20 protein-coding genes are annotated in these 22,003 nt (G+C 71.9%); 9 read left to right on the forward strand and 11 right to left on the reverse strand.

What is annotated here, in order from left to right:
* Positions 1–5 precede the first annotated feature (5 nt).
* The gene (locus AB0J57_RS13500) at positions 6–917 is read left to right on the forward strand and encodes an RNA polymerase sigma-70 factor (RefSeq protein WP_366128224.1); all 912 of its coding nucleotides are present in this window, start codon (positions 6–8) and stop codon (positions 915–917) included.
* Positions 918–965: 48 nt separating this feature from the next.
* Positions 966–2,093 (forward strand): PP2C family protein-serine/threonine phosphatase, encoded by a 1,128-nt coding sequence (locus AB0J57_RS13505; protein ID WP_366128225.1) that lies wholly within the window; start codon positions 966–968, stop codon positions 2,091–2,093.
* Here AB0J57_RS13505 and AB0J57_RS13510 read toward each other — a convergent pair.
* Positions 2,080–2,676, reverse strand: coding sequence for a TetR/AcrR family transcriptional regulator (locus tag AB0J57_RS13510; protein WP_366128226.1), 597 nt, complete (start codon positions 2,674–2,676; stop codon positions 2,080–2,082). The two genes, AB0J57_RS13505 and AB0J57_RS13510, sit on opposite strands and share 14 nt — an antisense overlap.
* A gap of 73 nt (positions 2,677–2,749) precedes the next feature.
* Here AB0J57_RS13510 and AB0J57_RS13515 point away from each other — a divergent pair, with 73 nt between their 5' ends.
* The gene (locus AB0J57_RS13515) at positions 2,750–3,154 is read left to right on the forward strand and encodes a DUF6463 family protein (RefSeq protein WP_366128228.1); all 405 of its coding nucleotides are present in this window, start codon (positions 2,750–2,752) and stop codon (positions 3,152–3,154) included.
* Positions 3,155–3,285: 131 nt separating this feature from the next.
* On the opposite strand, the gene AB0J57_RS13520 is transcribed toward AB0J57_RS13515, so the two are convergent.
* The 4 genes from AB0J57_RS13520 to AB0J57_RS13535 all read right to left on the reverse strand — a co-directional run bounded on the left by AB0J57_RS13520 (position 3,286) and on the right by AB0J57_RS13535 (position 5,967).
* The gene (locus tag AB0J57_RS13520; protein ID WP_366128230.1) at positions 3,286–3,957 is read right to left on the reverse strand and encodes a nucleotidyl transferase AbiEii/AbiGii toxin family protein; all 672 of its coding nucleotides are present in this window, start codon (positions 3,955–3,957) and stop codon (positions 3,286–3,288) included.
* On the reverse strand, positions 3,954–4,301 hold the full coding sequence (locus tag AB0J57_RS13525; RefSeq protein WP_366128231.1) for a transcriptional regulator: 348 nt from the start codon (positions 4,299–4,301) through the stop codon (positions 3,954–3,956). The genes AB0J57_RS13520 and AB0J57_RS13525 overlap by 4 nt, the downstream gene beginning before the upstream one ends.
* A gap of 257 nt (positions 4,302–4,558) precedes the next feature.
* A complete protein-coding gene (locus AB0J57_RS13530) occupies positions 4,559–5,188 on the reverse strand; it encodes a hypothetical protein (RefSeq protein ID WP_366128232.1) in 630 nt (209 codons plus the stop codon).
* 329 nt (positions 5,189–5,517) lie between these two features.
* Positions 5,518–5,967, reverse strand: coding sequence for a DUF6153 family protein (locus AB0J57_RS13535; RefSeq protein ID WP_366128233.1), 450 nt, complete (start codon positions 5,965–5,967; stop codon positions 5,518–5,520).
* A gap of 381 nt (positions 5,968–6,348) precedes the next feature.
* Here AB0J57_RS13535 and AB0J57_RS13540 point away from each other — a divergent pair, with 381 nt between their 5' ends.
* The 6 genes from AB0J57_RS13540 to AB0J57_RS13565 all read left to right on the forward strand — a co-directional run bounded on the left by AB0J57_RS13540 (position 6,349) and on the right by AB0J57_RS13565 (position 15,791).
* Entirely contained in the window at positions 6,349–8,406 is a 2,058-nt protein-coding gene (locus AB0J57_RS13540; protein WP_366128234.1) for a M14 family zinc carboxypeptidase, read from the forward strand.
* A gap of 164 nt (positions 8,407–8,570) precedes the next feature.
* Positions 8,571–11,990, forward strand: coding sequence for a S8 family serine peptidase (locus AB0J57_RS13545; RefSeq protein WP_366128235.1), 3,420 nt, complete (start codon positions 8,571–8,573; stop codon positions 11,988–11,990).
* Positions 11,991–12,169: 179 nt separating this feature from the next.
* Positions 12,170–12,700 (forward strand): matrixin family metalloprotease, encoded by a 531-nt coding sequence (locus AB0J57_RS13550; RefSeq protein WP_366128236.1) that lies wholly within the window; start codon positions 12,170–12,172, stop codon positions 12,698–12,700.
* A gap of 37 nt (positions 12,701–12,737) precedes the next feature.
* Complete coding sequence (locus AB0J57_RS13555; protein ID WP_366128237.1) at positions 12,738–13,289, forward strand: hypothetical protein; 552 nt, start codon at positions 12,738–12,740, stop codon at positions 13,287–13,289.
* Positions 13,290–13,602: 313 nt separating this feature from the next.
* Positions 13,603–14,607 carry a sigma-70 family RNA polymerase sigma factor gene (locus AB0J57_RS13560; RefSeq protein ID WP_366128239.1) on the forward strand — a complete coding sequence of 335 codons (1,005 nt, stop codon included), beginning with the start codon at positions 13,603–13,605 and terminating at the stop codon, positions 14,605–14,607.
* Between the two features lie 53 nt (positions 14,608–14,660).
* Entirely contained in the window at positions 14,661–15,791 is a 1,131-nt protein-coding gene (locus AB0J57_RS13565) for a hypothetical protein (RefSeq protein WP_366128240.1), read from the forward strand.
* Positions 15,792–15,866: 75 nt separating this feature from the next.
* Here the strand turns inward: AB0J57_RS13565 and AB0J57_RS13570 are convergent, their stop codons facing one another.
* From AB0J57_RS13570 to AB0J57_RS13595, 6 genes are all read right to left on the reverse strand, one after another.
* Positions 15,867–16,163, reverse strand: a complete 297-nt coding sequence (locus tag AB0J57_RS13570) for a hypothetical protein (RefSeq protein WP_366128241.1) — start codon at positions 16,161–16,163, stop codon at positions 15,867–15,869.
* A gap of 106 nt (positions 16,164–16,269) precedes the next feature.
* Positions 16,270–17,517, reverse strand: coding sequence for a wax ester/triacylglycerol synthase domain-containing protein (locus AB0J57_RS13575; protein WP_366128242.1), 1,248 nt, complete (start codon positions 17,515–17,517; stop codon positions 16,270–16,272).
* A complete protein-coding gene (locus tag AB0J57_RS13580; protein WP_366128244.1) occupies positions 17,517–18,734 on the reverse strand; it encodes a beta-ketoacyl-[acyl-carrier-protein] synthase family protein in 1,218 nt (405 codons plus the stop codon). The genes AB0J57_RS13575 and AB0J57_RS13580 overlap by 1 nt, the downstream gene beginning before the upstream one ends.
* A complete protein-coding gene (locus tag AB0J57_RS13585; RefSeq protein ID WP_366128246.1) occupies positions 18,731–20,260 on the reverse strand; it encodes a cytochrome P450 in 1,530 nt (509 codons plus the stop codon). Before AB0J57_RS13585 ends, AB0J57_RS13580 begins: the two co-directional genes overlap by 4 nt.
* A 26-nt stretch (positions 20,261–20,286) precedes the next feature.
* The gene (locus AB0J57_RS13590) at positions 20,287–21,510 is read right to left on the reverse strand and encodes a beta-ketoacyl-[acyl-carrier-protein] synthase family protein (RefSeq protein ID WP_366128516.1); all 1,224 of its coding nucleotides are present in this window, start codon (positions 21,508–21,510) and stop codon (positions 20,287–20,289) included.
* Positions 21,507–21,758, reverse strand: a complete 252-nt coding sequence (locus AB0J57_RS13595) for an acyl carrier protein (protein ID WP_366128247.1) — start codon at positions 21,756–21,758, stop codon at positions 21,507–21,509. The genes AB0J57_RS13590 and AB0J57_RS13595 overlap by 4 nt, the downstream gene beginning before the upstream one ends.
* Positions 21,759–22,003 lie beyond the last annotated feature (245 nt).

Genomic DNA, 22,003 nt, shown 5'->3' on the forward strand with positions numbered 1-22,003 from the left:
AGATGATGAGCGACGACCACACCACGGCCCCTGCCAACGACCCCGCGACCGAGGCGTTCGTCGCCCACCGCAATCTGCTCTTCACCGTCGCCTACGAGATGCTCGGATCGGCCGCCGACGCGGAGGACGTCCTCCAGGAGACCTGGCTGCGCTGGGTCGGGGTGGACCCGGGCCAGGTGCGCGACCGGCGCGCCTACCTGGTCCGGATCACGACCCGGCAGTCCCTCAACCGGCTGCGCGCCATGAAGCGCCGCCGGGAGGCGTACGTCGGCCCCTGGCTGCCCGAGCCGCTGCTCACCGCCCCGGACGTGGCCGAGGAAGTGGAGCTCGCCGACAGCGTCTCCATGGCGATGCTGCTGGTCCTGGAGACGCTCTCACCCACCGAACGCGCGGTCTTCGTCCTCCGCGAGGTGTTCGACCTGCCGTACGACGACATCGCCGCCGCCGTCGACAAGAGCCCCGACGCCGTCCGCCAGATAGCCCACCGCGCCCGCAAGCACGTCGATGCCCGCCGCCCCCGCCAGGCGGTCTCCTCCCGCGAGACCCGGGCGGCCCTGGAGTCGTTCCGCCGCGCGGTCGAAACCGGCGACCCGCAGGGCCTCCTCGACGTGCTCGCCCCCGAGGTCGTCCTCGTCGGCGACGGCGGTGGCGTGAAGAAGGCCGCGCTGCGGCCGGTCGCCGGCGCGGACAAGGTCGTCCGCATGTTCCTCGGCAGTTGGCGCAAGGCCGACCGCACGTTCTCCCTTGCTCCGACCGCGGTCAACGGCAACCCGGCACTCCTCGTCCACCTGAACGGCGTGTTCGACGGCATCCTGGCGGTCCGCGTCGAGGACGCCCGTATCACCGGCCTCTACTACGTCCGCAACCCGGAGAAGCTGTCCCGCATCGCCTCCGAGACCCTGCTCACCCGCCACTGAACGAGCGTCGTTGATCGACGACCTTTATGTCCCGATATGATGGCTTTTATGATCACGTTCGGGCGCCTGCGCCGCCGCCGCGTTCCCCGCGGCGGCACATGGCAAGCAGCACTGCTGTCCCCCGTGATCCTCACGGTTCTCATCGCCGGCCTGGCGTTCTCCACTCCACGGGAGATCGCCTTCAGCCGCCTGCTGCCCGCCGCGCCCGCCCTGGCCGCCGCGATGTGGCCCGTGCTCCCCACGATCCTGCTGGGGACGTTCTGCCTGCTGGTCATGGTCACCCTCAGCTTCTTCCACACCGATCTGGGGACGCCGTACACGGGGGCCGCGATCGTCGCGGTCACCCTGGCCGCCGCGTACGCGAGCCACCTCCGCCTCCAGCGGGAGGAGACGCTCTTCCACGTCCGGCTCGTCGCCGACGCGGCCCAGAAGGTGCTGCTGCGCCCCCTGCCGTACCGCATCAGCGACATCGAGATCGAATCCCTCTACCTCGCGGCCCAGGAGCAGGCCCGCATCGGCGGCGACTTCTACGAGGCCGCCGACACCCCGTACGGGGTACGCCTGCTCATCGGTGACGTACGCGGCAAGGGCCTGTCCGCCGTGGGAGCGGCCTCGGCGGTGATCAGCTCCTTCCGGGAAACCGCGTACGAGGAACCCGACCTGCGGGGCATCGCCCGGCGCCTGGAAACCAGCATCACCCGCTACATCGCCGCGTTCCCCGGCCCCGACGTCCCGGAGCGCTTCGCCACCGTCCTCATCGCGGAGGTCACCCGCGGCGGCGGCGAGCTCAAAATCCTCAACTGCGGCCACCCCCCACCCCTGCTCGTCCACCACGGCCGGACCCGCGTCCTGGACCCCTCCACCCCCTCGCCGCCCCTCAACCTCGCCACCCTCATCGGCGACACCTACTACGTCGACACCGTCCCCTTCGCCCCGGGCGACCAACTACTCCTCTACACCGACGGCGTGACGGAGACCCGCGACCGCGCGGGCGAGTTCTTCCCCCTCCCCGACTGGCTGGCCCAACAGCCCCTGTTGCCACCCCACGACCTCCTCGACCGCCTCCACCGCGACCTCCTCCACTACAGCGGCGGCCGCCTCGACGACGACATCGCGGCCCTGGCCCTCCGCTGCCCGAGCGCCCGTCCCCGCACGTCACGTCTCACTGCCGGGTGAGGGCGAGCGTCGCGTCGAGCAGGGCGGAGGTCAGGGCGGGGAGCCGGCCGGGGGATTCGGACAGCAGGAACAGCCAGGCGAAGACGGGACCGACCAGCAGGGCGTTGAGGGCGGCCGGGTCGGGGCGGCTGGTGATTTCGCCGCGCGCGACCGCGCGGTCCAGGATCTCCGTGAGGGTCTGGCGCTGGGCTCCGAGGTACTTCTCGTCGAACCGCTCACGCAGCGCGGGGTCGGCGTGGATGTCGGCCAGCAGCCCCGGGATCGTCCCCGGCGGCGGCGCGGCCATGCTGTCCGCGATCTCGGCGAGCACGGCGGCCAGGTCGGCCCGGAGTGATCCGCGGTCGGGCGCCACGGCCAGGAACCGATCCGGCAGGAGAACGTCAAAGATCATCTCCTGCTTGGTGGCGTGGCGCCGGTAGATCGCCGCCTTCCCCACACCCGCTCGCGCGGCCACCTCGGCCATCGTGAGCCGCATGTACCCCACCTCTTGCAGCAGCTCCCGCACGGCGGAGGCGATGGCGTCATCGACCCGGCTGTCCCGGGGGCGGCCCCCCTGGTTACGGGCTTGCGTTCGCGCAGACATGGCTGCATCATACGAAACCAAGAGTATCGAAACCACCGGTTCCATAACTGCCGCAACAGATGGGACGCATCAGATGATCAAATGCGCCGGCTGGCTCCTCGTCCTCCTCGGAGCCGCACACACGCTCCTCGCCCTGACCCTGGAGGGAGCAGCCCGCCACGCCGGCGAGTGGTTCAGCGGGGCACTGTGGGGCGCAGACTTCTCCCACATGAGCCCGGCCAACAGCGCCCTCTGGCTCTCCCTGGAAAGCTTCGGCCCACCGCTCGTCGTGGTCGGCCTCATCGTCCTGTGGCTGAACCGCCGCGGCATCACACCACCACCCTTCATCGCCTGGACGCTGGGCATCTGGGGCCTGGTGGACGCCGTCATCCTCATCACCACCCCCTGGCCACTCTTCCTGCTCGCCAACACCCTGCTCCTCCTCGGAGCCCGCCGCGCCAACCACGCGCCTCAGGCGGACGCGACGGGGACGCCGTAGGCACGAGTGGCCCCTGGTCTTGCTCGGCGCGGGACCTGGGCCGGGGAGGTGGCTAAAGCCGTGGAGCCGACCACCCCAGCCACAGCGGTTTCTCCCACCAACAACCCGAGCTGGAGCCGCTCCTGGGCGTCTCAGTCCTCCTGTGGGGGCTCCAATTCCTGAAGCCGTTCCGCGATGTCGTCGGCCCATTCCTGTGCCCACCGGCGCAGTTCCGCGATGGCGTCTTCGTCGAGTCGGTAGGCGGCGAACTCGGTGTCGTCGATCCAGTCGGCTCCGGCGAGTCGGGCTTGGAGGTCGGTGATGTCGAAGGTGTCGCGGGCGTGGCGGCGGCCGAGTTCTTCGAGTTCGGTGTGGCTCCAGCGGTCTGCGGCGGCGCGTACGTCGATCAGGTCGCGGGCGAGGCCGCGGTCGGCCAGCGCGCGGACTTTCGTACCGATGACGTCCTCGAGGGAGAGGACCAACCCGTGCTCCATCCGAACGGGAGGCCGCCACAGTGCTTCCTTGAGGATGTCGACCTCGCACTCCTCGCCGCTGGCGGGGTCGGTGACGATCAGCCGGGCGGAGAGTGGATCGGTCTCCAGCGCCTGCACCTGCCAACCACGGTCCTCCAGCCCGGCACGCACGGTTGTGACGATGTTCTCCATACGGTCGGGGTTCTCGGTGGCGACGTCGAGGTCCTGGCTGAGCCGGTTGACCAGGCCGTGGGCCTGGACGGCGTATCCGCCGGTGAGTGCCAGAGGGTAGGCGTCGCCCACGCTCAGTACGTCGGCAAGGAGGCGGCGGTGCAGTTCCGTCAGGTTCACGCAGCGGTCCGCGCGGTCGAGGCCAGCTCGGGGAAGGCGTCTTCCCAGACGGCACGGAGGTCGCGGCTGATCAGCGTGCGCAGCACGGGCCACATGCTGACGAGCAAGTCACGGTTGAGGTGGTGCACCAAGTCGTCGTGCATGCCCTCGGCCAGGACGATGCGGTAGTAGCTCATCCGCAGCCGTGGCTGGTCGAGATCGAACTGGGTCAGGCCGGACCAGGCCAGATGCAATGGCAGCCGCACAGTCCCGTGGGTCGGGCCGGTGAGCATCGACAGCTTGGTGGGGAGCCGCCGGGCAAACTTGGCGCGGCGGAGCTCGGAGACGCTGGGCGTGGATGCCATGTCACGATTATTCCGCAGGAGCTCGCACCGGACCGTCGAAGGGCACGGGTGGGCTCGGCCAAGGTGCGGGCCCTGTGCGCGTTGCCTAGCCGGAGGGCCGTTCGCAAGGGCAAGGTCTCGGGTGCCGGGATCAACACGGCGGACAGAGCGGGCGGTGCGCTCGTCGGCGACGTCAATCGCCGACGGGCGCACCGTTCTGGCCGGCAATGAGGCCCGCGTCACCGCCGAGTCGGTGACGCGGGGGCGGCGGGCGGGGCTCAGTGGTGGTGGCCGTCGTCGTGGCCGGATTCCTCGTCGGGGTGGGTTTCTGCGGGTGCCGTGGGGTTGGGGGCGGGAGTGGTGGGTGCGTTACCGGGAGGCGCGTTGCGGTTGGTGCCGTGTCCTCCGTCGTCAGTCTTCTCGGTCACGGCGTTGCCGTGGCTGTGACCGCCTCCGGCCTCGCCCATGGTGGGGGCGTAATGGCGCAGGCCCGCGAAGGTGAGAGCCGCGACGACGAGGACTGCGAGCCCCATGAGGCCGAAGACGCGTCGCCAGGGCTTCTTGTCCTCCTTCAGGAAGTAGGCGACGAAGGCGAGGACGAGGCCCACGGGGATGAGAACGGCGCAGCGGTACGGCAGGTCGGCGAAATGCTGCATGCCGCCGCTGAGCATGCCGAGGCCGAACGACAACATCGTGGAGGCGCCGAGCACCCGCAGCGTCTTCGCCAGGGCGGGCTTCTCGGACGCGAGGACGACCTCGTTGAGGAAGGTGGCGACCAGGAAGACCAGAACACCGGCGGCCGCGATCAACGAGTAGCGGGTCGGGTCCATGGGGTGGTGGACGACCGCACCGCTGATGAGCCCGGCGCCCACGTAGTAGCCGACGTAGCCGAGGAAGCGCCACGGCAACGAGGCGCCTTCCCGACTCCTGGGGGACGGGCCGTGGCTCGGGGCTGGGGGCGCGGTGAGAGTGGATGACGAGGGCAAGAGCCGGCCTTTCACGGGCAGGGGTGATGGGGGGACGGGGGAATGGGGGCGCGACGCCCGGTGCGGGACGTCGGGACGTCGGGACGTCGGGACGCGGAAATGGGGCGGAAAACCGAGTCGCGGGTACGGCCGAGCGCCTCACGCCGCTCCTCACCACGGCGGTGGGCACAGCGGCGCAGCAACGCATGGCTGAGCTGCCGCCCACCGGCGGGTGGCGGAGTGGAGGACGTGAAGGTGCGCCGAGGAGAGGGCTAGATCCGCAGGACCGTTGAATCCGGCGGCGCGGGAGGCCAGGCGACGGCGTCAGGCCGGGTGGCGATCAGCACGGACATGCGCGGGAATCGCTCGCCGACGGTCAGCGGAGCCTCGCACGGGGCGGGGAGTGCTGGTCCCTGCTCGGGCTGGCCGGAGACGCAATGGTGTGCCGCGTGATCGGGCGACGGGGCGTCGTGATGGTCGGCGTTCCGTTCACCGTGGTCCGGGACGGTGTGGTCGTGGGTGTGACCTGCCGGGGCGGTTCCGTCGGCAGCGAGGGTCACCGCGCTGGACGCCCGGGGGTGCGCATGGCCGGCGGCGCTCTCCCCGCTGACCCCGTGCGTGTACGCCAGCGCGAGGAGCAGTGCGGCCAGCACCCACGTACGCAATGGCCCCGCCGCACGAGAGCGGGACCACATGCTGGGGGTCAGCCGGGCCGCAACCATGCGGGGGAGCATAGCCCCACCCCGGTGACGGGCGGCTGCCGCCCCTCAGGCTCGGCAGCCGGCGGGTCAGGTCGCAGCTCACTGGGCCGGTGAGGGTCACGAGATCACCATCCGGAGCGGTGTCGGCGCACCCTTCACCGGGTGACCGTCCGGCCTGCCGGAGGACCCGGAAGACAGACCTCCGGATCACCTCCCAGGTACTCGTGTACATGCCATGCCCTGAGGTATGTTCCGTGCGCCTCCCCCCATGGATCGGGCAACGCCCGGTGAACCGGCGGCCTACAGGCATGCCGGGCGCACCTGGCGGAGCTCCTTTTGACAGGAGTTCATGTGGTCGCTTCATCCCGACGATCTCGTAGATTCAGGGCGATCGCTTGCGCCGTGGCCGCGGCCGCCGTCGCGGCGGCCGGTGGCGGATTGCTTCCCGGGAGTGCGGTGCCCGCGGCGGCGGCGGAGTTCCGCCCGCAGTTGGTGACGGTGAGCACCCCCACCCGCGCCGACAAGGACAGGCTCGTCGCGCTCGGCCTGGACCTGACCGAGCACGCCGGACACGACTACGTCGAGGTCGTCCTGCACCACGCGGGCGATGCCCTGGCGCTGCGTGCCGCGGGGCTGGACTGGCAGGTCCGCATACCCGACCTGGTCCGGCGCGAGTCGGAGGTGAACGCCGCGAACCGCGCCTACGCCGCCGCCACCACGGCCTCACCGCTGCCGTCGGGACGCGACACGTACCGCCGGCTCGCCGACTACAACGCCGACCTCGACCGCCTCGCCACCGAACACCCGGGGCTCGTAAGGAAGTTCGCCCTGCCCCACCGCAGCCTTGAGGGCAAGCAGGTGTACGGGGTCGAGATCACCCACCAAGTGGACGCGGCCGACGACGGCCGGCCCGTCTTCCTCATGCTGGGTCTCCACCACGCCCGCGAATGGCCCTCCGGCGAGCACGCCATCGAGTTCGCCTTCGACCTCGCCCGCAACCACGGGACCGACGACCGCATCACCACGCTGCTGAAGAAGGCCCGCGTGATCGTCGTCCCCGTCGTCAACGTCGACGGCTTCGAGAAGTCCGTCGACGACGGGCACCTGATCGACCTGCGCACCGTCGACGAGGGCGGCACCGGTTCGATCCTGGCCACGCCCGGCAACGCGTACAAACGCAAGAACTGCCGGATCGTCGACGGCCTCGCGCCGCTCGCCGGCGAATGCGGCCTCGCGAGCAGCCCCGGCGGTTTCGGCGCGGGCGTCGACCTCAACCGCAACTACGGTGGCTTCTGGGGCGGTCCCGGCGCGGCGGCCGAGCCCGTGCAGGCCACCTACCGCGGCGCCGCGCCCTTCTCCGAGCCCGAGACGCGGAACATCCGTGAACTCGTCAGCGGCCGGCAGGTCACCGGACTGATCACCAACCACACCTTCTCCAACCTCGTCCTGCGCCCCAACGGCGTCGCCCCCGACACCGTCGGCCCCGACGGCCTGCCCATCGGCAACCCGCCCGACGAGGCGGCGATGAAGGAGCTCGGCGACCGGATGGCCGATCAGAACGGCTACACCAGTCAGCACAGTTGGGAGCTGTACGACACGACCGGCACCACCGAGGACTGGTCGTACAACGCGACCGGCGGCTACGGCTACACCTTCGAGATCGGGCCCGACGAGTTCCACCCGCCGTTCCCCGAAGTCGTCGACGAGTACGTGGGCGCGGGCCCGTACGCGGGGAAGGGCAACCGCGAGGCGTTCCTGCTGGCACTGGAGAGCGCCGCCGACGCGCAGGCGCACGCCGTCATCAGCGGCAAGGCGCCCGCCGGTGCCACCCTGCGGCTGAAGAAGCGCTTCGACACCCCCACCTGGTCCGGCAGCATCAGCGACACGCTCAACACCACCTTGACCGTCGGCGCGGGCGGCGCCTACACCTGGCACGTCAACCCCTCCACCCGCCCCGTCGTCAAGGCCCGCCAGATCCGCGTCATCTCCGCCGAGCCGCTGAAGCGCCAGACGTACACCGGCACCACCCTGCCCGCCCAGCCCACCGAGCAGGAGTTCACCGTCGACCGGGCGGCCGACCTCCTCCAGGTGACGCTCGACTGGCCGACACCCGACGACCTCGACCTGTACGTGCTGCGCAGGAACGCCGACGGCTCGCTCACCGAGGCCGGCCGGTCGACCGGCTCCGTCGGCGAGAAGGAACGGGTGCTCCTCGAAGACCCCGTCCAGGGCACCTACGTCCTGCGCGTCGAGAACTGGGCCTCGGCCACGCCGTCCTGGACGCTCACCGCCTCCCTCCACGACGCCACCGACCAGCATGTGGGCGGCCTCATCGAGAACTGGACGCTGTCCTGCGAGAAGAACGGCCGGGTCCTGGAGCAGGTGCCCGTCGTCGTGGACCGGGGCGGGCACGTCAAGGCCGACCTCAAGACCTGCGCGAAGAAGTGGAGCACGGGCTGATGAAACGCGCATGGTCGATACGGACATGGTCGGTACGCGCGTGCTCGGTACGCGCATGGCCGATGCCCACATGGTCGGTACGCACATGGTCGACACGCGCCTGGTCGAGGCGCACATGGCCGGCACGCACACCATCGATACGTCTCGCCGCCGCCACCTCCCTCATGCTCGCCGTCTCCCTCACCCCGGCCCTCACCCCTGCCGCCGTCGCGGCTGACGACCCCGGCGTCACCGTCACCACGGTCGGTGGCCGACCGGTCGTCGACGGCGAGGTGAAGCAGCCCGTCAGCGGCACGGTCGACGTGACCGGGACCGCCCGCACCGGCGCGCCCCAAGCCCCCGCCCAGCCCGCGCCGCTGCACGCGGACGCGGGCGACAGCGCCTTCGTCACCGCGGGCGAGAAGGCCGTCGTGCTCGGCAGTGCCTACGGCGGCACCGCGCCCTACACCTGGTCCTGGACCACCGAGCACGGCACGATCAACGGCCGGGACGCCGCGAGCGCCGCGCTCGACACGACGGGCCTGGCCCCGGGCGCGTACGAGGTGAGGCTCACCGTCACCGACGCCGTCGGTGCCGCCGCCACCGACACCGTGAAGATCGTCGTGGGTGAGGAGACGAGCACCGAACTGCTCGACGAGACGCGGACGGACGCGACCCCCGGCGCCTTCCCCACGGGCCAGACCGTGGAGTTCCCCTTCGAGGTCCCCTCCGGGGTCCGCACCCTGGACGTCAGCCTTTCCTGGACGACGACGGCACAGGACTACGACCTGCGGGTCGCCGACCCGTCCGGCAAGGTCGTCGCGCAGTCGGAGTCGTCCGGGCACCCGGAGAAGACGTCCGTCTCCGCACCGGCGGCCGGCACCTGGAAGGTCGTCGCCGTCAAATGGGCGACCGTGACCGCCGACGTCACCGCGCGGGTCGTCGCCAGCACGCGTACCGCCGACCCGCGGCCGGCCGTCGACGCCGGAGGCCCGTACACCTTCGAGACCGGTACCGAACAGCGGCTCAGCGGCACGGTCAGCGGCGGCACCGCGCCCGTCGCCACCGCCTGGGACCTCGACGCCGACGGACACTTCGACGACGGTACGGACACCACCGTCACGCCCCACCTGCCCGACGGCCGGCACCTGGTCACCCTCAAGGCGACCGACGCCTCCGGCCTGGAGCGCCGTGAGACGACCTCGGTGCTCGTGGGCGCCGCCGGCCGGCTCGCCGCCGCCCCGCCGGTCACCGTCATCGGCGTCGCCGACACCGGGATCAACCCCTACCACCTGGAGTTCTCCGCCCGTACCTACCCCGACCCCGATGTACTGGCGCTGACCAGGAACTTCACCCGCCACCCCTCGGAGTACATCCCGGGCTACCCGGCCTCCGCCCCCGCGATCCCCGTCACCCTCGACAAGGGCCACCTCCCCGCCGAGGACAAGGAGTTGTGGACGAGCGCGCGGGTGCCCGGCGGCACGCTGCACTGGATCCCCGGCACGAAGATCATCGGGGCGTACTCGGCGAGCCTCGACGGCACCCACCCGGTCCTCGACGACCACGGCCACGGCACCGGCTCCGCCTCCGTCTCGGCCGGCAACCGTTACGGCTACTGCCCCACCTGCCTCCTCGTCGTGGTCGAGGGCCTCGACGAGACCGTCGCCACCACCTACCCCTGGGTGGACATCACCTCGCACTCCTTCGGTTACGTCGGGGGCGCACCCGTCGGCCCGGTCGTCAGCGGCGAGGAGGTGACCAAGGAGGCCGCCGAGCGCGGCCAGACCGTCCTGTTCGCCGCCGGCAACGGCGTCGGCAACGCCTTCGACGTACCCGTGAGCACCTGGCACTCCGACCAGACAGGACCCGACTGGAACATCACCATCGGCGCGCTGCGCCGCGACGACCAGCGGGCCGTGGTGGGTGACGGCATGCCCGTACACCTGTCCTCGTGGGGCATCGGCAGCCTGCCCTCGGCCTGCCACACGGGTGTCCACTGCCAGGACCAGTTCAGCGGCACGTCGGCGGCCACCCCGTACACGGCGGGCGTCTTCGGTACGACGCTCCAGCGGGTACGCGATGCCATCGGCGACGAGCGGGCGGGGCAGAAGGGCGGCCAGGCCGTCGCCGAGGGCACGGCCGTCCCCGAGAGCGCATACCTGCACGACGGCCGGCTCACGCGGGCGGAACTCCGCGAAGCCGTCCTGAAGAACGCCTTCCCCCTGGGCGCGGACAACCTCCCCTCCGCGAGCTGGCCGCTCGCCTCCCCGCACACGGCGGGCAACGTCCTGTTCGAGGGATACGGGGCCGCCACCCCCGAGACCGCGCGCCGCGCCGTGGACGTCCTGCTCGGCCGGTCCCTCCTCCCGGAACGGCCGGCCGAGGACGACTTCTTCGCCGCCGACCGCGCCATCAGGGACAGCATCTGGGGCGGCTACGACCGGGACGGCGACGGTACGGACGACCCGGCGCCGCTGCCCACCGGGATGTCGGCGGGCCTGGACGACGTGGCGACGCCCGCCGGCGCGCTCGACGTACTCCGCAGAACCCTCACGGCCCGGTCCCAGGAGCAGCCCCAGCGTCCGCTGTCCCCCCAGTCCTTCACCTACTACCTCCACCAGCCGGCGGACTGCTCGGCCGAGCGGACCATGGACCGCACCGACCGGGCGGGCGACGCCGACGGCTGCGCCGTCGGGGACACCCTGTCCTCCGCCGCGCCGTACCTGCCGACGGCGGCCCACCCGGCCACCGACACCCTGGGCGAGCCGCTCGCCTCCGGATCGAAGGTACGGGCCGAGCTGTACGTGAAGACCCGCGCCCCGGCCGCCCTGGTGGCCCCCAGCGTCGTCCTCCTCGCCACCGACAGGGAGATCGGCCGCGGCAAGGCCACCGCCCAGCCGGTCACGGGGTCCTGGACGAAGCTCACCATCGACTTCGAGACCGCCCGGCACGCCTTCACCGGCGAGCAACTGACCGTCCAACTGCTGTCCGACACCACCGCGCTGCTGGTGGCCGGCTACGAGGGCGACCACGCCACGAGCCTGTCGCTGGACCCCGCGCCGCTGCCCCCGACCGGCCTCGAGTTCGGCGCCACCATCAGCTCGCCCGCGGACGGAACGGAGGTCACCGAGGGCGAAACCGTCGTAGCCGGCGGCCGGTTCGCCTTCCCCGACGCGGGCACCGACCCGGAGGGCGTCGGTGGCCGCCCGGAGACCCGCCGGGTACAGCTCTCCCTCGACGACCCCGGCTTCGCCGCCCCCATCTCCGCCCGCCTCGACGAGGCCACCGGAACCTGGCACGCCGAGGCCGGCCGCCTCCCCGTGGGTGACCACGTCCTGTACGCCCGCGCGGTCCGCGACGGCACCCCGTCCCAAGCCGCCCGAACGCACTTCCGCGTCACCCCGGACGCCCGCGTCGAATGGCAGGTCGTCCCCCGCAACGCCCCGGCGGACCCGTCCGCCTGGCGCCCCGCCGACGGCCTCACCAACTGGTCGTTCCCCCTGACCACGTCCTCCTACGGCACCGGCCACCGCACCATCGTCGTCCGCCTCCTCCAACACGGCACCGAGACGGCACGGGCAACCACCCGAGCCCGCTTCCGCTGACGCGACGGCACTACGTACGGTCCTGCCCCGACCCCGGAGCCCCGGGCCACCGGCCCGGGGCTCTGCCTGACGGCCCCCGGCGCGAAAAATCTTCCTCCTCCGCGAGGGACCCGCTGTCCAGCTCCGTAGAGAGGTGACAGCGCCGCTCCACCACGAGGGGCGGCGTAAGCGGAGAGTTGATGGGATCGATCATGCGATCACTGCGCAAGGGGGCAGCCAAGCCGGCCTTGGCACTCGTCAGTGCCCTGTCCTTGGTCCTCGTCTCAGCCACTGCGGCACAGGCTCACTTCACCGGAGACGACTCCGTGGACGCCACATGGAACTACGAGATCAAATACGAGGACTACACACAGTACGACGACGCCAAGAACTGGGGCGTCAGTGAATGGAACAAGCTCGGAAAGGTCAACATCGCGGCTGACGACGCGGTGAGCACCACGGACCTGGAATACGGCGACTACTACGATTCCTCGACGGCGACCATTGGATACTGGCAGCCGCGCCTTCTCTCGGATCTGATCAACTTCAATCGCTACCAGATGGATAAGCTCTCGAGCTTCAACAAGCGCACCACGGGAGCCCATGAACTGGGGCACGCGTTGGGTCTCGGCCACTCGTACAGCACCGAGCTCATGTCCGCGTACTGCTGTAACGGCGTCAACACACCGCAGAGTCACGACAGGGCCGACTACTACGAGCTGTGGGGCTGAGGGCCGGATGCAGGCCGGAAGAAGGGGACATTCCATCATGGGAAGACTGAGGATTGCGGTGGCCGCCGCCCTGGCAGCAGCGTTCACCATCGGGGCCGGCGCCTTGGTGCTCGGAGGCACGGATGAGGAGAGGGAAGGCGGAACGTACAGTGCGGAGGCGTTCTTCGCATTCGATGTGCGAGACAAGAGGAAACTGACCGGGTTTGCCGAGCACGTGTTCCTGGGTCGCGTTGTGGAAAAGGCGGGATCGGAGGGCAAGGGCACGACGAACCCGGGGACCGTCATGCCGCAGACGCAGTTCCGTGTCGAGGTGCTGCGGGCGCTCAAGGGCGAGGTCGGAGGCGAGGTGGTCGTCAATCAGGAGGGCGGCTACGACCCGGAGGACAAGAGCACGATGCTCATGGAGGGCGACCCTCTCCTGGAGCCCGGAAAGACCTACCTCTTCACGACCAAGCGGGACCCCCGCAAGGGCTGGCTCTCGATCGTCGCGCCCGGGTACGCCAATGTCGTGATCACCAGCCCCGAGCAAGGCAAGCGCGTCGTCGGGGAATTCGAAGAGGCGATTCGGCACCAAGTGGTTCCGAAGTGATGGTCCCAGGCGGTACGCCTGTCGACTGACCGCCCCGAGGCCGCGGTAACCGGCCGTCAGTGCGCCGCTGGCGGCCGGCTCCCCTCCCAGCGCCGGCCACCGGTGCCGGCGGCCCCGGTTCCGCGTCGGCGCGTTCGTATACTGCGCGCGCACACACGAGTCCGGTCAAGGGGCGTCCGAAGGCGCCGGTTTCGACCGCGGCGACGAGAGAGGCATGCGCTTGCCCACGAGCCACCCCGGGAGCTCCGACCGACCCGGTAGACCCGTTGCACCTGGTACGTCCGGTACGGGAGCGGCGGACCCGTGGCAGAACATGTGGAGCCACCGCGAGCAGTTGCTGAGAGTGGCACGGAAGCGGTCCGTCAGCATCGAGGACGCCGAGGACGCGGTGCACGAGGCGATGGTCCGCGCGGCGGAGCGCCCGCACCTGGACGCGGAGCGACTGGGTGCCTGGCTGACGTCGGTCACCATCCGGCTGTGCGTCGACCGGTACCGGCAGATGAGCCGGGACGCCCGTGTGGCCTTGCGTCACCCGATACCGGCCGGCCCCTGGGCGGGGTCTCCCGAGGAGACCGTGTGCGAGCTGGCCGAGGCGAAGTGGCTCGCCCTCAAGAGCACGGAGCTGCCGGGCCGCCAGGCGGAGGCGCTGCGGCTCAGGGCGCAGAACCTCGACGTCGAGCAGGTCGCCCAACGGATGGGCCTGACGTACAAGGCCGTCGAGTCGCTGCTCGGCCGGGCCCGGCGGACCCTGCGAGCGGTGCTGGCCGGGACGCTGGCCCTCGCCGTGGGCCTGTGGCGTGGGCGTCCACGCGTCGAAGGCGGTGCGCCGGCCGCTGCCTTGGCCTCCGCGGCGGCGACACTGGTGATCACGGGGCTGGCTCTGGTGTCGCCCTTCGTGGGCGACGGAGCGGCCTCGGCGCCGCCCCCGGCACCGCCCATGTCCGGCTCGGTCGCCCACCCCGCTCCGTACGACGACTCGCGCGGCCCATCCCTGCCGAACGAGCCCGCCGCCCCATCCGTCGAGGCGGACACGCCGCACGCCCCGTCCCGGCCGCCGACGCAGCCTGCGTCCCATCGGCGTACGGACAGCGGGCCGACGCGGATGACCGCCGCCTCCCCGGAGCCGTTGCCGCTGCCCGCAGCCCCTGTCCCGGTCCCGGTGGTCCCGGTCCCGGGACTGCCGGAAGCGCGGCTCCCGGAACCGCCGGCCGTACCGGCCGTGTCGCCTCCTCCTGCCGCCGACCTGTCGCCCGGCCTGCCCGGCATCCCGGAACTGTGCTCCAGATCACTCAACTGTGGCGCGGGTCGGCTGCCCTGACCGCGTAGAGGGGTCGTCAGTCCGACTTTCCTCACAGCGAGAGGAGCACGACCATGGCGTCTCGACGCCTGCGCCGACTCCAGCACGGCACAGCGGCGGCGCTCGCCACCGCCACGCTCGGCCTCGGCCTGTTCGCGGCACCGCCCGCCGCGGCGAACACCTCCGGCTCCGGCTCGGAGCCCTCCTCGGTGGTGACCCAGGAGGCCACGAGCACTCCGGAGGAGATACGCGAGTTCTGGACGCCGGAGCGTGTCCGAGAGGCCCTCGCCAACCCGCTCCCGGCCCCGGTGGCCGATCCGGCAACCGGGCCGGCCCCCGCCCCGGCCTCCACGGAGAGCAGCCCGACGTCCGCACCCGAGGCCCAGGCGGTATCGGCGGACGCGGTGCCGCCGAGGGACACGAGCACGGGAGACCCCGGAGCGGAGAGCATCGCCACAACGGCCGCCGCGCCGACGGTGTCCCGCTCCGTCCGTGTCTCGAACGAGCTGGCGTGGCCGTACCGCGCCACCGGAAAGCTGATCTTCGAGACGCCCAAGGGCACGTACAACTGCAGCGCCTCGGTGATCGTGTCCAACACCAAGAACGCGGTGTGGACGGCTGCCCACTGCCTCCACGGTGGCAAGGGTGGCGCCTTCTACAAGAACTTCCTGTTCCTGCCCGGCTACAACGGAGTCACTCAGTACCACTGGTGGGTCCAGGACCGGGTCATGGTCCCGACGAAGTGGGTCGACTACAGCGACCACTACTCCTCGGACCTGGGGGCCATCATCGTCAAGAAGGACCTCGCGCTCGGCAATCTCCAGGACTTCGTCGGCGGTTACGGATACAACTTCAGCGACGGGCCCGAGCACACCGATGTGCACTCCTTCGGCTACCCGTTCGACGGCTACAACCGTCCCGACTCCGACTTCAACGGCGGCGAGTACATGATGTACTGCCGCGGCAACACCGTGGACGGCGGCAACTGGGACCCGCTCGACGAGCGGCTGCGGATGAACTGCGACATGGGCCACGGCTCCAGCGGCGGCCCCATGGTCACGGGCGTGGCCGGCGGCAACATCCGGATCGTGGGCGTCAACAGCCACCGCAACGTCGACAGCAACGGCAACTGGTCGAACAACTACCTGTTCTCCTCCGAGCACGCCTCCGAAGCGAGGTCGCTGATCTACAAGATCAACGGCTGACGCAACGCGCATGACAGCGGCGGGCGCCCACCATCCCGGTGAGCGCCCGCCGTCCGTTCTCGGCCGTCGCCGCCCTCAGCCGCCCTCGACCCCGAGAGGCCCGAGCGGCTTGGACTCGCGCACCGCCTCGCGCACCCGCTCCTCGGTCCAGTAGCCCTGCTGCTTACGGCTCTCCTCCTCGGTCACCGCGCGCTCCACGACCGTGCCGTCGTCCCTGACGACGCCGCGCCCGTCGGCCGCACGGCCGCTGACGGCGAACGCCGCCGTGCCCACCGCCACGGCGACCGTCACACCCGCGGCCACGCCGACCGCCCACGGTGACATCGACCTGGCGTGCGGCCGTCTCTCCGGCCGTGCTCGTGTGCCTGCCATCGTGCGTGCTCCTCTCGATGGGCGGGATTGTGCCAGCCACACCGGCCGCGCGGGCCACCGGGCGGCCCGGTTGCCGACGTGGGCGTCGACGAGGCCGGCGGCCGCGCTACCCGACCGTCGCCGCCGCGGGCTCCGCCAGATCGCGGGCCGTGGCCCGGGCCAGGGCGGTGGCGGCGTTCGGACGCAGGTGACCGACGACAGTGAGGGCGTAGGCGTCGCCGGTCTGGACGAGACAGAGGTTGGCCGTGCCCGGGGGAGACAGCTTCGGTACCGCGATGATCCGCGTCAGCCGGCGGCCGTACAGCGACGCCGTCACGTCGCGCCACTTGAAGGCGGTGCATCCGCTCGCGGTGACGTCGGCGCGTACGCCGTGCCGGGCCATGGCGTGCGTCAGCCAGGGCAGGAGACGGCCGGCGCTCTCCAGCACGGGAAGTGCGGCCCGGTGGACGTCGGCGCGGCGCGGCAGGGCTGCCATCAGGCCCTGGACGGTGCGCAGGCGGTCGTCCGGGCACTCGGTGTCGACGGGCAGCGGTACGCGGACGGTGGTGGCGGCGTTGCCGAGCCGGTGTGCGGTGTGCCCGTCACGGAGGTCGACCGGGACGGTGGCGTGGAAGCGGACGGGACCTGCGGGCCAGGCGCGAAGAGGGCCGTAACAAGCGCGCAGGGCTCCGGCGAAGGAGCTCACGAGCAGTTCGTTGAGCGTCGCACCGCGGCCTTCTGCGAGCCGGCGGCGTGCCGCGCGCATCACCTGCGGGTCGATCCCGAGCACGGCGAGGGAGGGCGCGACCTCGCCGGGCGCGCCCGGTGGCAGGGACTGTGCCCGGGCGCAGCTACCGCGCAGTTCCCGCCACAGGGCGGCGGGAGGGACGGCGGGCCGCGTCGGAGTGGTCGCCGGTCGGCGTCGTGGTGGTGGATCGTCCATGAGCAGGCGGAAGACGCCTTCGAGGGACCTGCCGTCCAGCAGGGCGTGGTGGGCGAGCAGGACGACGGCGTGTTCGCCTCCGGGCACGGCGTTCGGCGCCACGACCAGACGCCACAGGGGCCGGCCGGCGGGGAGCCGTTGTCCGACGGCGGTGGCCAGGAGGGGTTCCAGTGCCTGGTCGTCGGCGGTGACGTGCGCGGTCGGGTCGAAGGCGCGGAGGTGCTCCCAGCGGTGTCCCGTCAGCGCGCCCGGCCCGGCCGGTGGTCTCAGGACCAGGTTCATGCGGTCGAGACCGCTCCACCGATCGGCGACCCGGGACCGCATCTCGGCAGGGGACGGCGGTGGTCCGGAGAACAGCGCGGCCAGGCCGATCGTCTCCGGCAGCCCGGTCCGTACGTGCCCCTCATCCAGGACGGACAGCCTGGTCCGCATCAGCACGGCTCCCGCTCGGGTGCGTCGAGGACGAGACAGGCGTTCTGCCCGCCCACGGCGAAGCTGTTGCTGAGCACGGGGCCGCTCGGGAGCTTGCGGGCTTCCAGGGTGACCACGTCGAGCGCGAGGCGGGGATCGAGCCGGGTGAGGCGGGCGGTGGGCGGCGCCAGGCCCCGGCTCACGGACAGCACGGCGGTCACGGCCTCCAGCGCTCCCGTCGCGCCGAACCCGTTCCCGGTCACCGACTTGGGCGCGGTGACCGGCACCCCGGCGGGCCCGAACACGGCGGCGATCGCCCGGCCCTCGGCCAGGTCGTTCAGTTCGGTGCCCGTGCCGTGGGCATTGACGTGGACGACGGCGTCCGCGGTCGTCCCGGCGTCGGCCAGCGCCTGTTCGACGCACGCCCGGGCCCCGGAGCCGTCGGGCCGCGGGGCCGTGAGGTGGTGGGCGTCGGTGGTACGGCCGTATCCGGTCAGGACGGCGTGGACGCGGGCCCCGCGGGAGCGGGCCGCGTCCAGGCGCTCCAGCACCAGGAAGGCCGCGCCCTCGGCGAGTACGAAGCCCTGGCGGTCGGCGTCGAACGGACGGCAGCCGGCGTGCGGGTCACCGCAGTCGGTGACCATGACCCCGGACCGTGCGGAGGCCAGCGCGATGGTCGGGGTGAGGGGGCTGTCATGCCCTCCGGCCACCACGACGTCGGCGGCGCCGGTGCGGATCAACTGGAGCCCCTCGCCCACCGCGTGGGCGCCCGAGGCACACGTCGTCGACACGGTGAGGCTCGGCCCGGTGACGCCGAGCCTGGCGCTGATCCAATGGGCGCCGGCGTTGTACATCGCCCGGTTCGGCCAGAGCACGTCGGGCTGCCCGATGCCGCGCTCCAGGCTGATGCCACCCCCGAACCCGGTGCCGGTGACCACCGCCCGCCGTGCGGCCGGGACGTGGACGCCACCCGCGTCCTCCACCGCGTCCAGCGCCGCGCACACCGCCAACTGCACCGACCGGTCCGCCCGTAGCCGCTCCTTGCGTGTCAGATACCCGCCGGCGTCGAAGCCGGGCACCGGGCAGGCGGGGTACACGACCCCGCCCTCGTCGTCGAAGGCGTGCGGTACCACCACGGAGCGGGCCCGGAGCAGGCTGTCCCACAGGTCCTGCGGTGTCGAGCCGGCCGCACAGCGCACCCCCAGTCCGGTGACCGCTGCGACGTTGTCGCGGGTCATCCGGCGGCCCGGCCCGGATTCCCCACGGGGCGGAGCCGCACGACAAGGCGGGCCACATCGCGTACGGTCGCCACCCCTGTGGTGTCGACACCCTTCAGGGACACCCCGAACCGCTCCTCCAGCGCCGCCGTCAACTCCGCGATGTCCAGGCTGTCGGCCTCCAGGTCGGCGACCAGCCGGGCCTCCGGGACCACGGCCTCCGGCGCGACGGACATCACCCGCGCGCACAACGGAACCAGACGGTCCCAGACCTCCCGCTCCTCGACGTCCATACGGCCTCGACTCCTTTCCGCTCCTGGGGCACGGGTGACCGGCAGGGCCTGGAAGGTGCGCAGGCTCATCCCGGGCGCCCGCACGGGCGGTCCGGCCGTGCGCAGCGTGGGGAACCGCCGGAACAACTCGGGCAGGAACTCGACGGCCTCCAGCCGGGCCAGGCCCGCACCGAGGCAGTAGTGGGCGCCCGCGCCGAAGCTGAGGTCGCGCTGTGGCACCCGCCGGAAGTCCAGGGTGTGCGGGTGCGGGAACCGGTCGGGATCGCGGTTGGCGGCCGCGGTCAGGACGTACACGAGGGTCCCGGCGGGCACCTCGACCCCGGCAAGTTCGGTGTCGTCGACCGGAACGCGGATGACCATCTGCACGGCAGGGTCCCAGCGCGTGATCTCCTCGACCGCAGCCGGGAGGGCCTCTGGGTTTTCGCGGAGCCAGTCGGCCTGCTCGGGGTGGCTTTCCAGGGCCAGCAGGCTGGTGGCCAGCAGCGCGGAGGTGGTCTCGGAGCCCGCCGCCACGAGGAAGACGATGTTGGAGGCGAGGTCGTCCAGGGAGATGCTGCCGTCGGCCACGTGCTCGTGCGCGACCCACTCCGACAGCAGACCGGTGCCGGGCGCGTCGAGGGCGGCCCGTACGAACGTGTGGAAGTCGGCGGCCACCGCCTCGGCGGTGGCGATGTCGTCGGCATCGGCGAAGGGCTCGGTCAGCGGGCCGCTGAGCGCGCTGAAGCGGGCGGCACGGGCGCGCTCCCGGACGGGCAGCCCCAGGACGTCGCACATGACGGCGGCGGGCAGGGCACGGGCGACGGTGTCGACGAAGTCCGCCGTGCCGTCACGGTCGATCCGGTCCTCGAGCGCGTCGAGACACTCGGCCACGAGCCGCCGGACGACGGGGCGCAGGGCACGCAGCCCCCGGGGGGTGAAGGGGCCGCGGGTCAGCTCCCGCAGCCGGCCGTGCTGAGGGTCGTTGACGCGCAGGACGGTCGCCGACATCGAGAACCCGGGAGGGTCGGGGGCGATGTTGCGCCGGGAACGCCACTGCTGGTCGGGGGCGATCCAGGTACGGCTGGTGAGGATGTGCTCGCACAGGGAGTAACCCGTCACCAGCAGGGCGTACGGGCCGTGTGCGACGACCGGTCCGGCGCGGCGCAACTCCTCCAGGAGGGGAAACGGGTTCTCGCGGCCCCGACGGGAGTTGAGCCGGCTGATGATCCCGCGGGGCGCCGGCGGTGCGGCGGGTCGCGACGCGGTGGTGGTCATGGGGGCCCTCGACGGGGACGAGACGGTCATACGGCGCGGAAGGCGAGGACGACGTTGTGCCCGCCGAATCCGAACGAGTTCGACAACGCGGCCCGCACCGGCTGGTGCAGTGCGGTCTTGGTGACGAGGTTGAGGTCCACGGCGGGGTCGGGAGAGTCGAGGTTGGCGGTGGGCGGGATGGTGGACCGCTCGATCGTCAGCACCGTCAGCGCGGCCTCCACGGCCCCGGTGGCACCGAGGGAATGCCCCAGGACGCCCTTGGTGGACGTGACGGGCGGCCCGTCGGGCAGCACGGTGCTGATCGCCTTCGCCTCCATGGTGTCGTTCAGGGGCGTGGCCGTGCCGTGGGCGTTGACGTGGTCCACGTCCCCGGCGGCGAATCCGGCGTCGTCCAGAGCCGCGTGCAGCGCCTCGCGGGCGCCCCGTGCCTCGGGATGGGACGCGGTGGGGTGATGGGCGTCGTTGGCCCCGCCGCAGCCGACGAGCAGCGCCCGCGGGCGCCGGCGGCGTGCCGCGGCATCGGCGGCGCGTTCCAGTACGAGGATCCCGGCGGCCTCGGCCATGACGAAGCCGTCCCGGTCGGCGTCGAAGGGCCGCGAGGCCCCGGCCGGGTCGTCGCAGCGGGTCGACAGGGTGCCCAGATTGGCGAAACCGGTCACGATCAACGGGGTGTTCACCGACTCGGTGCCGCCCGCGATCACGACGTCGCACTGGTGCGAGGTGAGCAGATCGCGTGCGACGGAGATCGCCGTGGCGCCCGAGGCGCACGCGGTGGAGGTCACGCAGCCCGGCCCTCGTGCCCCGCAGGCCAGCGCGACCTCCCCGGCGACCATGTTGGGCAGCATCATCGGCAGCAGCAGCGGGGACACGGCGTCCGGACCGCGCTCCAGCAGCCTGGCGTGCTGCTTCTCCCATGTGGCCGCTCCGCCCAGGCCGCAGCCCATGACGACGCCGACGCGCGCACCGTCCCAGGAGGCGGTGTCCAGACCCGAGTCGGCCAGGGCCTCCCGCGCGGCAAGCACGGCCAGCCGGGTGAAGCGGTCCAAGCGGTACGTGGTGCGGCGCCCCAGGCCGCTGGTGTCCGGCTCCGGGATCGCGCAGCAGAAGTCCACAGGGCACCCGGCCAGGTCCGCCCGGGTGGCCGCCACGGTGGACCCGCCTTCGCACACCCTCCGCCAGGTCGCGTCCACGCCCGCCCCCGCCGGGGTGAGCAGCCCCAGACCGGTGACGGCGATCTCCGCCACGCTCAGTTCCCGCCTGCGACCGTGGCCATGCGTCCTTCGACGACCGCGACGACCTCGGCGAAGGTGGACCCCTTGCCCACCTGCTCACCCGCGACCTTGACCCCGAACTCGTCGTGCACGGCCGCACCCAGCTCGGCCAGGGCCAGGGAGTCGAGCTCCAGGCCGGCCATGGTGACGTCGGGCCGGAGCTCCTCCGGCTCCACTCCGAGCGTGTGCGTCAGGATGTCGGCCAGCTTCTCCGCGACCGTGGGCATGCTCCTGCGCTCTCCTTCTGAAACAGGGGTACGGGCCATCGCACCGCCGGCTGAATCAGCAGGTCAGCGCCAACATGGTCAACGGCGAACGCCTGTTGAGGACACGCTGTTTCCACCATGGGTGTCGCCCCGGCATTCGCTCGGCGGAGCGCACCGGGCGCGTACCGGGCGCGCACATCCGGTTCCGGGCATGCGCCCGCGCAAGCCGTAACCTCGGCTGACGCAGGGAGTTCCTCAGGCTGCGC

The sequence above is a fragment of the Streptomyces sp. NPDC049837 genome, assembly GCF_040674455.1.
Lineage (GTDB): Bacteria > Actinomycetota > Actinomycetes > Streptomycetales > Streptomycetaceae > Streptomyces.